The sequence below is a fragment of the Leucobacter chironomi DSM 19883 genome (assembly GCF_000421845.1).
Lineage (GTDB): Bacteria > Actinomycetota > Actinomycetes > Actinomycetales > Microbacteriaceae > Leucobacter > Leucobacter chironomi.
Window position 1 is genome coordinate 186871 of record NZ_ATXU01000007.1, and the last position, 12102, is coordinate 198972.

A 12102-nucleotide genomic window follows, 5' to 3' on the forward strand; every position below is an offset into this window, starting at 1 on the left:
CCCGGGCCTCGCTCAGGAGCCGAGCAGCCAGGCGATCAGCGCGATGACGGGCAGCGACGCGAATGTCGTGAGGAAGACCGTGTCACGCGTCGCCGTCTCCGCGCGCCGATAGGTGGCGGCGTAGTTGTAGACGTTCTGCGCCGTGGGCAGCGCCGCGATGGTCGTCGCGACGAACACCTCATGCGCGCTCAGCCCGCACAGCATCGCGATCACCCAGGTGACGAGCGGCATGAGCAGCACCTTCAGGCCGCTCGCCGCGAACACCGACGCCCGCCCCGTGCCCCGCTGCAGCGCGCGCTGGCCGCGCAGCGAGATGCCGAAGCTCAGCAGCACCATCGGGATTGCCGCGGCGCCGAGCATGTCGAGGGGCGCCATCACGATCTGAGGCACGGGCAGGCCGGTCAGCGCCACGACGAGGCCCGCAATCGACCCGACGATGATCGGGTTCGAGAGCGCCCGCCCGAGCGCCACCAGGAAGCCGCGCTGGTTGCCGCGCACGCTTTCGAGGATCGCGAGCACCGCCGGAGCGAAGAACAGCAGCTGCACCAGCATCAGCGGGGCCACGTAGGCGGCGTCGCCCAGGATGTAGACCGCGACCGGCAGACCGAGGTTGTTCGCGTTGACGTAGCCCGCGCACGTCGCGCCCAGCGTGGTGCTCGCGAGATCCCGTTTGAACCACAGCCGCGACGCGACAACGAACACGGCCGCGACGATCACGGCCCCCGCGCTCGTCACCAGGATGACGGGCGAGAGGATCACCGCGGGATCGCTGCGGCTCAGCACCGTGAACAGCAGAGCGGGGGTGGCGATGTAGAACGCCACGTTGTTGAGCACGCGCCGTTGATCGCCCTGCACCACCTTGAACAGCGCGGTGAGGTAGCCGGCGCCGATCACGCCCAGGATCAGCGCGAATCCCTGCAGCACCCCCAGCATCGGAGGCCTAGTGCCCTCGGAACGCTTCGGCCAGCCACCACGCGCCCCCGTCGGAGGCGATGCGGGCGTCGAGCACGAGCGGGCCCGACGGGCCGGAAGCGAGCCACTCCCGCACCGCCGCGAGGTCGTTGCGATCCCGCACCGTGACGCCCTGCGCGCCGAAACCGCGGGCGATGCTCGCGATGTCGACGCGAGGGAAGGTCACCGTGCCGAGGTCGGGGGTGACGAAGCCGGGATCGTCGCTCACGCCGAAGTGATGGATCTCGGCACCGTAGGCGTCGTCGTTGTAGACCACCACGAGCAGCGGCAGTCCGAGCCGCACCGCGGTTTCGAGTTCGGCGACGCCCATGAGGAAGCCGCCGTCGCCCGCGCCGAGCACCGGCAGCCGGTCCGGCCGGGCGAGCGCCGCGCCCACCGCCGTGGCGAGCCCCAGCCCGATCGATTGGAACGCCTGCGTGAAGCAGAAGCCGTGCTCGTCAGGCGCATCGAGGTAGGCCGACGGGTAGCCCATGAAGTTGCCGGAATCGACTGAGATGATGCGCTCCGCAGGGATCAGCGCGTTCAGCTCGCGGCTGAGCACGCGCGGATCGATGCGCGCCCCGGAGTCGCTGACCTCGCGAGCGTCGTCGCCGATCTCGCTGACCTCGCGGGCGTCGTCGCCGGCATCGCCGGCACCGTCTCGCCCGGCTGCGCGTGCGGCCCGGACCGGACCGCCGAAATCGGGCGGGTCGAGGGGCACGTCGGCCCAGCGGCCCTCGGCGGCGATGCGGGTCGCGATCTCGGGCGTGCGGTACCGCGGGACGGTGTCGGCCCCGAAGCGGGTGAGCTCGCCCAGCACGGCGACCGCCGTCGATGCGACGTCGCCGAGCACCCCGAGATCGATCGGGCGCTGCGCCCCGAGCGCGGAGACCTCGAGGTCGATCTGCGCGATGCGTGTGTCGGGGCCGATCAGGCGCCCGTGCCGCATGGTCCACATGTTGAGCGCGCACCCTGCGCCGATGATGAGGTCGGCCTCCGAGATCAGCTCGGCCGTGAGCGGAGACGAGAAGCCGCCCGAGATGCCCAGGTCGAAGGGATCGCCCGCGAAGAGCCCCTTCGCCACCGCGGAGGTGGCCAGCAGCGCCCCGGACGCCGAGGCGAGTGCCCGCAGCTCAGGGCCGGCGCCGCGTGCGCCCCGCCCGGCGACGATCACCGGGCGTTCGGCCGACGAGATCAGCTGGACGAGCGCCGACACCGCATCGGAGTCCGCGCACGGCAGCACCGGGGCCGGGGGTGGCGCAAGCGTGTCGAGCGCCCGCAGTGCGTCGGCTGGCGCCGGCTGCGCCTGCACATCGAGCGGCAGATTGAGAACCACGGTGCGGCGTTCGTCACGGGCGGTGCGGAAGGCCCGCACCACATCGGCGAGAGCGCTCGCGGCGGAGTGCACGCGGTGCGCCTCGGCCAGCACAGACCGAGCGAAGCCCGGCTGATCCATCGAGAAGTTCGACCCGACCGCCGCACCGGAGGCCTCCGCTGCGAGTACGATGACGGGCGTGCGGCTCTTCGCCGCCTCGCCGATCCCCGTCGCCGCGTTCGTGAGCCCGCAGCCCTGGTGCACCGACACGAGTGCCACCGTGCCCGACATGCGCGAGAACGCGTCGGCCATGGTGGCCGCCCCGCCCTCGTGCCGCGCTGCGGTGAAGGGGACTCCGGCCCCGCGCAGCGCGTTCGTCACCGCGAAGTTGCCGGATCCGACTACGCCGAAGCAGTGACCGGCCCCGAGACGTGCGAGTGCGTGCCCCACGAGCTCGGCCACGGTGGCGGGATCGGGAGCCACGCTCGGCCCGGCCTCGGCGACGGCTGCATCGGCCGGGGCGGCTTCGGCCGGAGCGACGTGTGGCATCAGGCCTCCACGAGGGCGTACACGCGGGCGGGGCTGCCCGTGCCGCCCACGATGGGCAGCGGCGCCACCACGATTGCGGCGCCCGTGGGCGGCAGCAGTGAGAGGTTCTGCAGCGAGGTGATGCCGTACTTGTCGGCACCGAGCAGGTGGTAGTGCACGGGGAACGGCGGATCCAGCTCGGCGCCTCGCCCCGCATCGATGCCGACGGTCTCGACGCCGACACCCGAGATCTCGGCGCGACCGGCCAGCCAGGCCGCGCACTCGGCCGTGAACCCCGGCGTGTGGGAGCCGGTCTCGTCTGCGTTGAGGAAGGCCTCCTGCGAACCCGAGAAACGATCCCACCCCGTGCGCAGCAGCAGCCAGGTGCCGTGCGCGAACGCGCCGTGCTCGGCCTCCCACGCCTCGACGTGGTGCACGTCGAGCAGGAAGTCGTTGTCGGCCGCGGCCTCGGCCGAGAAGTCGAGCACTGCGGCCGGGCCGAACAGGCGCGCGGGCGGGATCTCGGAGACGTCATGGCCCTCACGGCCGCTGATCCAGTGGATCGGGGCGTCGATGTGCGTGCCGATGTGCTCGCCCGTGTGGATGTTCGCATGCTTCCAGAACGGGCCCGGCTCGTTGTACTCGCTCACCGTCTCGAGCGAGAAATCGATGAGGTTGGCGAAAGGCTCGGGCAGCCGCAGCGTCGGGGTCGAAGCCTGCAGCTTGTTCGTGAGATCGACCACGCGCAGCGATCCCGAGCCGATGGCGCCGAGCAGTTCTGGGATGAGGGACATGGATCCTCCTCGTCGAGGTGCGAATATGCGGTGAGCAGTGCCGTTCCAGGCTATCGCGCACCACTGACATCGAGCGCGACCGCGGCCTCCTCCGCGATGATCTCCGAGAGCCTGTCGAGCACCGGGGAGCGCAGATTCCAGCGCTGCCAGTACAGCGGCAGCTCGAACGCCGAACCCCGGACCAGCTCGACCATGCGACCGCTCGCGAGCGCCTCGGCGCACTGCCGGTGCGGCAGCATGCCCCAGCCCATGCCCAGCTCGACCGCCAGCGCGAACTCGGCCGACGACGGCACGAAGTGGCGGGGAGGCTCGATCGCCGCGGAAGGTCGGTCGCCGTGCCCGGAGCCCTCACCCACCGCACCACGCACGGCGCCGCCCGCGATGCGCTCGATGAAGCGCCGCTGGAACATGTCGTGCCGATCGAACTCGATCATCGGCGCCACCGCGAGCGCCTCCGGCGAGACCCCCTCGGAGAAGTGCGCGGCTACGAAGGACGGCGCGGCCACCGCGCGGTAGCGGTCCACGCCGATGAGGGCCGAGGTGCATCCCGGCACCGCCTCCGCCGTGGCGGTGAGCGCCGCCATCACCTCGCCGCTGCGCAGCCGCTCCGTCGACAGCGTCTCATCCGAGCGCACCACCTCGAAGCGGGCGCCCGTCTCCCGAGCCGCCCGTGCCAGCGCCGGCACGAACCAGGTCGCCAGCGAGTCGGCGTTGACGACGACGGGGATCAGCGTGCCGCCCGACGGTCCCTGCCCCAGCTCGTCGGCCACGTCGTCGAGCACGCGCTCGACCTGCCGGGCGGCCCGCAGCACCGCGGACCCCGCCGTCGTCGTCTCGACGGGGCGCGTGCGGCGCAGCAGCACCGACCCCACCCGCTGCTCCATCGAGCGCACGCGCTGGCTCACGGCCGAGGGCGTGATGTGCAGGCGCCGCGCCGCGCCCTCGAAGCTGCCCTCGTCGATGATGGCGGCGAAGGTGGCGAGGTGCTCGACTGGCAGGTCCACGGGGTCCTCTTCTCGTTCGGGCGGCCGGTGGCCCCTGTGGCCGGTGCGGCAGCTCGACCGCGGATCGGCCGTCGCTGCCGCCGATCCGCCCCCGATGTTTCGGAGCCCGCCCGTGTTTCGGACGCAGCTGCAAGGATGGATCCGAAACACCGGCGACCCCCGAAATATCGTCGGAGCCCCCGGCCGCATCCCACGCTACATGAAGCTCAGCTTATGCTGCATCACAATCCGTAGCGCTGCTGAAGTAGCGAAGCCGCCCCGCCCGCCCGTAACGTCGACTGCGTGATCCTTCCCCTCCTCATCGGCGCCGGCAGCGGCCTCTCCCTCATCGTCGCCATCGGCGCCCAGAACGCCTTCGTGCTGCGCCAGGGGATCCGGCGCGAGCACGTGCTGCCGGTGGTGCTCATCTGCGGCCTCACCGATGCCCTGCTCGAGCTGCTCGGCGTAGCCGGCATCGGCCTCGTCATCGAGCGCGCGCCGATCCTGCTCGAGATCGTGCGCTGGGGCGGCGTCGCCTTCCTGCTCTGGTACGCGTGGTCGGCCGCGCGCCGCGCGATGCGGCCCGAAGCGCTCGTGGCGGGCGATGGGCCGGAGGGATCCGGCAGCAGCCTCAAGCGAACGATCCTCGCCTGCCTCGCCATCACCTACCTCAACCCCCACGTCTACCTCGACACGATGGTGCTCATGGGATCCATCGGCAACGCGCAGGGCGACCCCGCCCGTTGGTGGTTCGTGGCGGGCGGCGCGCTCGCGAGCATCGCCTGGTTCTTCCTGCTCGGCTACGGGGCACGAGCGCTGACGCGGTTCTTCGCGACTCCGCGCTCCTGGCAGGTGCTCGACTGGGTCGTCGCAGTGATCATGATCGTGATCGCCGCCAGGCTCGTCTTCGGCGGCATCGGGGTGTAGCGCGGATCGGGGACCGCGGATCCGCTCAGCCCTCGGCGATCGCGGCCAGCAGCGCGTCGACGTCCTCGGGGCGCGTGTCGAACGCGCACATCAGGCGGTAGAGCCCCGGGTCGGTCGGCCACGCGCCGAACGCGAACCGCGAGCGCACCCGCGCCGCCACCTCGGCCGGCAGCGTCGCGAAGACCGCGTTCACCTCGACGGGGTGCGCGATCCGCAGCCCCGGCAGCGATCCGGAAGCCGCGAGCGCTTCGAGCCCCGCCGCGAGCCGGGCCGCCATCGCGTTCGCGTGGCTCGCCGAGCGCAGCCACAGATCGCCCTCGTACAGCGCGAGCAGCTGCGCCGAGGCGAAGCGCATCTTCGAGGCGAGCTGCAGGTTCATCTTGCGCAGGTAGGGCAGACCGGGGGCGGATCCGGGTCGCAGCACCACCACGGCCTCCGCGCCGAGCAGGCCGTTCTTCGTGCCTCCCAGGCTCAGCAGGTCGACGCCGACGTCGCTCGTCAGTTCCCGCAGCGAGACGCCCAGGGACGCCGCCGCGTTGCCGAGTCGCGATCCGTCGAGGTGCAGCACCATGCCGTGCTCGTGCGCCTGCTCGGCGAGCGCTCGGATCTCGTCGGCGGTGTAGCAGGTGCCCAGCTCAGTCGACTGCGTGATCGAGACCGCGAGCGGCTCGGCGCGGTGCTCGTTGCCCCAGCCCCACGCCTCGCGCGCCACCAGCTCGGGGGTGAGCTTGCCGCCCGGCGCCTCGACCGGCAGCAGCTTGAGGCCGCCCGTCTTCTCGGGTGCGCCCGTCTCGTCGGTGTGGATGTGCGCGGTGTGCGCGCAGATCACGGCGCCCCAGCGGGGCAGCGCCGCCTGCAGCGCGAGCACGTTCGCGCCCGTGCCGCTCAGCACCGGGAACGCCTCGGCGTCGGCGCCGAAGATCGTTCTCGTGAGGTCCTGGAAGCGGGCCGTCCACGGGTCGCCGCCGTACGCGGGAGCGTGGCCGACGTTCGCCGCCGCGATCGCGTCGAGCACCTCCGGGTGCACGCCCGCCCAGTTGTCCGAGGCGAATGAGACGAGGGGGGCGCTGGTGCTGTCGTTCACCGCTTCAGCTTATGCCCCGGGGTTGTGCCGTCGAGTCGGCCTGCTTATATCGAGTCGGCCTACTATTCGCGCATTTTCTGGGCCGACTCGATACAGATAGGCCGACTCAGCGGGGCGGGTTCGCGAGCGGGCATCCACCGGTCGGTGGATGCGGGGCGTCGCGAAGATCCCTCTGCCGGTCGCTGCCGCTGGGTGCGACGGCAGGCCAGGGTGGAAGCATGAACACTCCACACAGCGATCGCGGCGCAGCCGCGATCCGCGTCCGCGGCCTCACGAAGCACTACCGCGAGCAGAGCGTGCTCGCGGGCATCGACCTCGACATCGCCCCGGGCGAGACCTACGCCCTGCTCGGCCCGAACGGGGCCGGCAAGAGCACGACCATCGAGATCCTCGAGGGGATCCGCCGCCCCGACGGCGGCGAGGTGCGCGTGCTCGGCGAGGAGCCGCTGGGGGCGCCCCGCTCGTGGCGGTCGCGGATCGGCATCGTCGCGCAGAGCACCGACGATCTCGGCCCGTACACGCCGCGCGAGCTCATCGCGCACTTCGGGGCGCTCTACCCGCGACCGCGCGGCACCGACGAGGTGCTCGAACTGGTGGGGCTCACCGAGCACGCCGGCAAGCGGGCGAACAAACTCTCGGGTGGCCAGCAGCGCCGCCTCGACGTGGCGCTCGGCATCGTCGGCAGGCCCGAGCTGCTGTTCCTCGACGAGCCCACCACCGGTTTCGACCCCGAGGCGAGGCGCCGCTTCTGGGACATGCTCTCGGGGCTCAGCGACGAGGGCACCGCGATCCTGCTCACCACCCACTACCTCGATGAGGCGGCGCACCTCGCCGACCGTGTCGGCGTGCTCTCGGGCGGGCGGATCGTGGCGGAGGCCCCGCCAGGGGAACTCGGCGGGCCGCAGGCTCGGGTGCCCGTGGTGAGCTGGCGCGACGCGTCGGGGGTGCGGCGTGAGCAGCGCACGGAGACTCCGGGCCTGTTCGTGGCGAGCCTGTGTGAGAGCGCCGGGGCCGGCTCGCCCGGGGTCGGGTCACCCGGTGGGGGCGGATCCGCCGGCGCGGGCGGGGCGGCCGGATCCGCCGGTGTCGAGCCCGCCGAGCTGGAGGTGCGGCGGCCCTCGCTCGAGCAGATCTACCTGGACCTCATCGGAGGGTCAGACGCGCAAGCGCGGCTGGAAGCCGCTCAGATGTCGAACGGAGTGGCACGATGACCGCAGCACGAAGCGGGAAGACCGCGGCGGATGGCCGCATCGAGGCGGCGGACGGGGCCGGGATCGCCGGGCCGGGCCGGGCTTCCCACCTCGCCCGAGATGACCAGACCGCCCGCGGGGCTCGGAGCGGAGCCGCGACGGCGCTGCCCGATCCGCCATCCGCGCCGCGCCGCGCCGCGGGCGCACCGTCCGTTCTGCGTGCCGGGCTCGCCTCGATCGCTCTGGAACTGCGCGCCTACTTCCGCACACCCGACACGGTGTTCTTCACTTTCCTGTTCCCCGTCCTGATGCTCGGCATCTTCGGCGTCGCTTTCGAATCCGCGGGCGAGATCGCGCCCGGCGTCACGATGGCCGACTACTACCTGCCCGGCATGGTCGCGGCGGGCCTGCTGCTCACCGGCGTGCAGAACCTCGCCGTCGACATCGCGCGCGAGAAGAGCGAGGGCTGGCTGCGGCGGCTGGGCGGCACCCCCGTCTCGCCGGTCTCGTACTTCATCGGCAAGGCCGGCATGATCCTCATCACCTCCGTCGCGCAGCTCGCGCTGCTGCTCGCCTTCGCCGCGCTCGCGCTGGGGGTCGAGCTGCCCGCGGAGCCGGCGCTGTGGGGGCGTTTCGCGTGGCTGTTCCTGCTCGGGATCGCGACGATGACCCTGCTGGGGATCGCGCTCTCCGCGGTGCCGCGATCCTCGCGCAGCGCGACCGCGGTGGTGCTGCCGATCGTGCTGCTGCTGCAGTTCATCTCGGGTGTCTACCTGCAGTTCTCGATGCTGCCGGAGTGGCTGCAGAACATCGCCTCGGCGTTCCCGCTGAAGTGGCTGGCGCAGGGGATGCGGTCGGTGTTCCTGCCCGAGAGCTTCGCGGCTGCGGAGCCTTCGGGTGCGTGGGATCTGGGCCTCGTCGCGCTCAACCTGGCGGGCTGGCTCGTGGTGGGGTTGGTGCTCAGCCTGGTGACGTTCAGGTGGCAGCGCCGCTCGTGACCGGAGCGGGTGACCTCGATGCGGGCCGGGCCCGGTCTGGCCCGGCCCGGGCTTGCATCGAGGTCACCCGTGTGGTCTTTTCGTTGCATGTGAAACGACAACACGGGTGCCCTCGATGATCACAGGCGGATCGCGGGAGGCCTGCGCGCAGTCGATGTCAGAGGCCCGTGAGAGAGTGAAGCCATGAACGCACAGCACGACACCCCCGACAGCGAGCGGCCCCGCCGCCCGGTGTTGCGGTGGTGGGATCTGGGCGTTGCGGCCACGCTTGCGGTGCTGGGCGCTATCGGTGGGATCGAGCTGGCCTCCGAAGCGCCGGTCGCGCCGCTCGAGGCGGCCGTGGAGTTCGGGGTGCTCGCTCTCGTCGGGGTCTGGTACGTGGCCCTGGGTCGCGCGGCGCTGCGTCGTGCCGCGTGCGATGAGGGGGCTCAGCGGCGCGACTTCATCTTCCTGGGCGTGCTGGTGCTGCTCTGCGGCCTGGCAGCGTTCGTCATGCCGAGCTACGCCACGCTGCAGGTGATCGGCTACCCGATGATCTGGACGATCGTGGCCCGCTATCGCGACGCGATCAGCTGGAGCGCATTTCTTGCGCTCTCCGTGGGTGCCGGCTTCTTCGTCGGCTTCGCCCCCTCAGGGTTTGCCGACGGGCTGAGCGGAACCGCGGTGATGGTGGTGCTCTCCTTCGCCTTCGCGGTCGCCATGGGCACCTGGATCACGCGCATCTTCGAACAGGGCGAGCGGTACCGGCAAGTGGCCGAGCGCCTGCGCGCCTCCCAGGCGGAGGTCGCGGCGCTCTCGGAGCAAGCAGGGGCCGGGCGGGAGCGGGAGCGTCTCTCGCGGGAGCTGCACGACACGCTCACGCAGACCCTCGCGGGTCTCGTGATGCTGAGCGAGCAGGCGGATCGTGCGCTCGCCGCAGGTGACACTGATCGGGCGCGGGATCGCGTCGCGCGTGTGGAATCCGCGGCCCGAGAGGCGGTGGCCGAGGCGCGCGCTCTGGTGGCGACCACCCAGCCGCTCGGTGACGGCGGGCTCGAAGCCGCGATCGAACGCGTCGTGGCTCGGTTGCGGGCAGACACCGGGCTCGACGTGAGCTGCGAAGTCGAGACGGTGACGCTCGATCGCGAGCGGCAGGTCGTACTGCTGCGCGCGGTGCAGGAGGGCCTGGCGAATGCGCGCCGGCACGCGGGTGCCTCGCGGGTGCATGTGCGCCTCGTCGCGCGGCCCGGGGGCGGGGCGCTGCTGCACGTGGACGACGACGGGGTGGGGCCGAGGGGCGGCGTCTCGACGGCCTCGGCAGTTGCGGAGCAGATGAGCGCTGCCCGTCGGGGCGAGGCTGGTGCTGGTGCTGGTGCCGGGGGAGCTGCCGGTGAGAGCGGGGGCTTCGGGCTGAGCGGCTTGGCGGCTCGCGCGCGCGGTGTCGGAGGGGTGGTCGTGTTCGAGGCGTCGCCGCTCGGCGGGGCGCGCCTCGAAGTGGTGCTCGACGCGGAGCGAGCGGTGAAGGGAGATCGCGCATGATCCGGGTCATGGTTGTCGATGACCACCCCATCGTGCGGGCGGGAATCGTGGGTCTGCTCGACACCGAGCCCGATTTCGAAGTGGTCGCCGAAGCCGAGTCGGGGGAACAGGCGATCGAGCTGGTGCCCGATGCGAGGCCGGATGTCGTGCTCATGGATCTGCGCATGCCGGGCATGGGCGGGGTCGAGGCCACTCGGCGCATCGCAGCCATGCCCGCGGTGCCGCGTGCGGCGCTTGGGCTTGAGTCGGAGCCGGCGAGGTCGGCGAAGGCGAGGTCGGGGTCGGAGCCGGTTGGGTCGGCGAGGCCGGGGCCGACCGGGGCTGAGGGGGTGCCCGGCGCGCGCGGAAGATCCGCCCAGCCGGTGCGGGTGCTCGTCTTCACCACCTACGAGGACGACGACCAGATTCTCGCGGCGATCGAGGCCGGTGCCGGTGGGTACCTCGTGAAGGCCGCGCCGGCCGCCGAGCTCGCAGCGGGCGTGCGCGCCGTCGCCGCCGGGCAGACCGTGCTCGCGCCATCCGTTGCGGCCGCCCTGGCGATGGCCGCCCGCGGCCGGGCGGGAGCGCCCGGGGGAGCGCCCGCGGGTGCGTCCGGGGGTGACGCTGCGGGGGTGCCGGCGCCCGGTAGCCCGGCAGCGGCGGAACTCCGGTCGTCGCCGCGACTGACCGCGCGCGAGATCGAGATCGTCAGTCTCGTCGCTGAGGGGCTGAGCAACCCCGAGATCGCTGCCCGCCTGTTCATCGGCGAGTCGACGGTGAAGACCCACCTGCTGCACGTCTTCGAGAAGCTCGGCGTCTCCGACCGCACCCGCGCGGTCATCCGTGCGATGGAGCTCGGCCTGATCTGAGCCCTGCACCGGTTGAGGAGCCATGTCGCGTTTCCCGCGGTTCCACACAGTTCGTGGAAGAGCTTGTGGATAATTACACCGTTGTAATTCTCGGAGGGCAGGGTGGGGGATCCGCGTGAGTCTGCGGGATACGGCTGCTCAGTCGGGAGCACGACGCGATCTTTCCCCGCAGTTTCCCACAGCGCGCGGCGCAGGCTGTGGATAATTACACTGGTGTAATTCCCCGGGATATCCCCGGCGATATCCGCGTGAAACCGCGGCGGAAAGATGCGCGACGAGAAGCGATTCGCGATCCGCCCTTTCCGCGTTTCTTCGTAGGGCCTCCCGCGGCTGTGGATAATTACAACCGTGTAATTCGATTGGCCGAATCGCGGGAACCCGCATGGATCCGCGGCGGAACGCATCGCCGGGCATGTTCGACGCGATGTTTCCCCGCGGGTTCCCAGAGGGCCTCGATGCGCTGTGGATAATTACACCGTTGTAATTCACACCCCGCGCCCACCGAAGCGCGCCCACTATCAGGCTTTCCACAAGCCCGAGCCCGAGCCCGAGCCCGAGTCCAAGCCCGAGTCCGAGTCCAAGCCCAAGCCCAAGCCCAAGCCCTCCGCCCCCCTGCGCCCGTCGAAAGGCGGAAAACGCAGGTGATCCGCCCCATGATCCTGCGTTTTGCGCCTTTCGCACATGGTGCGGTCGCGCGGAGGGGCGGTGCTCGGGGGCGGGGAGGGGAGCGGCGGGTGAGGGGGTGAGAGATTGGGGCTGGGGGCGCGAATCGCTCAGTGCTGGGTGCGGGAGGCGTGCGGATCGCTGCGTGCTGGGACCGGGTGCTGGGTGCGGGAGGCGCGCGGATCGCTGGGTGCTGGGGCTGCGTGCTGGGTGCGGGAGGGAGCGCGGATCGCTGGGTGCTGGGGCTGCGTGCTGGGTGCGGGAGGGGCACGGATCGCTCAGTGCTGGGGGCCGGGTGTTGGG

10 protein-coding genes are annotated in these 12102 nt (G+C 71.6%); 5 read left to right on the forward strand and 5 right to left on the reverse strand.

The features are described 5' to 3' along the window. Nucleotides 1–12: 12 nt before the first annotated feature. Genes H629_RS0109630 through H629_RS0109645 form a run of 4 tightly spaced genes read right to left on the reverse strand, consistent with a single transcriptional unit; the run spans nt 13 to nt 4592 of the window. The gene (locus tag H629_RS0109630) at nt 13–933 is read right to left on the reverse strand and encodes an AEC family transporter (RefSeq protein ID WP_024357058.1); all 921 of its coding nucleotides are present in this window, start codon (nt 931–933) and stop codon (nt 13–15) included. A gap of 7 nt (nt 934–940) precedes the next feature. Continuing rightward, nucleotides 941–2815 (reverse strand): thiamine pyrophosphate-binding protein, encoded by a 1875-nt coding sequence (locus H629_RS0109635; protein ID WP_084705384.1) that lies wholly within the window; start codon nt 2813–2815, stop codon nt 941–943. Then, nucleotides 2815–3588: a cyclase family protein gene (locus H629_RS0109640; RefSeq protein WP_024357060.1), complete on the reverse strand. Its 774-nt coding sequence runs from the start codon at nt 3586–3588 to the stop codon at nt 2815–2817. The genes H629_RS0109635 and H629_RS0109640 overlap by 1 nt, the downstream gene beginning before the upstream one ends. 50 nt (nt 3589–3638) lie before the next feature. Beyond that, nucleotides 3639–4592, reverse strand: coding sequence for a LysR family transcriptional regulator ArgP (locus tag H629_RS0109645; protein WP_024357061.1), 954 nt, complete (start codon nt 4590–4592; stop codon nt 3639–3641). 282 nt (nt 4593–4874) lie between these two features. Between H629_RS0109645 and H629_RS0109650 the strand changes: the two genes are divergently transcribed. Continuing rightward, nucleotides 4875–5498 carry a LysE/ArgO family amino acid transporter gene (locus H629_RS0109650; RefSeq protein WP_024357062.1) on the forward strand — a complete coding sequence of 208 codons (624 nt, stop codon included), beginning with the start codon at nt 4875–4877 and terminating at the stop codon, nt 5496–5498. A gap of 25 nt (nt 5499–5523) precedes the next feature. Here H629_RS0109650 and H629_RS0109655 read toward each other — a convergent pair whose 3' ends face one another. Beyond that, nucleotides 5524–6582 (reverse strand): threonine aldolase family protein, encoded by a 1059-nt coding sequence (locus H629_RS0109655; RefSeq protein WP_024357063.1) that lies wholly within the window; start codon nt 6580–6582, stop codon nt 5524–5526. 218 nt (nt 6583–6800) lie between these two features. Between H629_RS0109655 and H629_RS0109660 the strand changes: the two genes are divergently transcribed. The 4 genes from H629_RS0109660 to H629_RS0109675 all read left to right on the forward strand — a co-directional run bounded on the left by H629_RS0109660 (nt 6801) and on the right by H629_RS0109675 (nt 11136). Then, nucleotides 6801–7793: an ABC transporter ATP-binding protein gene (locus H629_RS0109660; protein WP_024357064.1), complete on the forward strand. Its 993-nt coding sequence runs from the start codon at nt 6801–6803 to the stop codon at nt 7791–7793. Then, nucleotides 7790–8770, forward strand: coding sequence for an ABC transporter permease (locus H629_RS0109665; RefSeq protein WP_024357065.1), 981 nt, complete (start codon nt 7790–7792; stop codon nt 8768–8770). The genes H629_RS0109660 and H629_RS0109665 overlap by 4 nt, the downstream gene beginning before the upstream one ends. A 183-nt stretch (nt 8771–8953) precedes the next feature. Then, nucleotides 8954–10288 carry a sensor histidine kinase gene (locus H629_RS0109670; protein WP_024357066.1) on the forward strand — a complete coding sequence of 445 codons (1335 nt, stop codon included), beginning with the start codon at nt 8954–8956 and terminating at the stop codon, nt 10286–10288. An 8-nt stretch (nt 10289–10296) separates the two neighbouring features. Continuing rightward, a complete protein-coding gene (locus H629_RS0109675) occupies nt 10297–11136 on the forward strand; it encodes a response regulator transcription factor (RefSeq protein ID WP_240471087.1) in 840 nt (279 codons plus the stop codon). Nucleotides 11137–12102 lie beyond the last annotated feature (966 nt).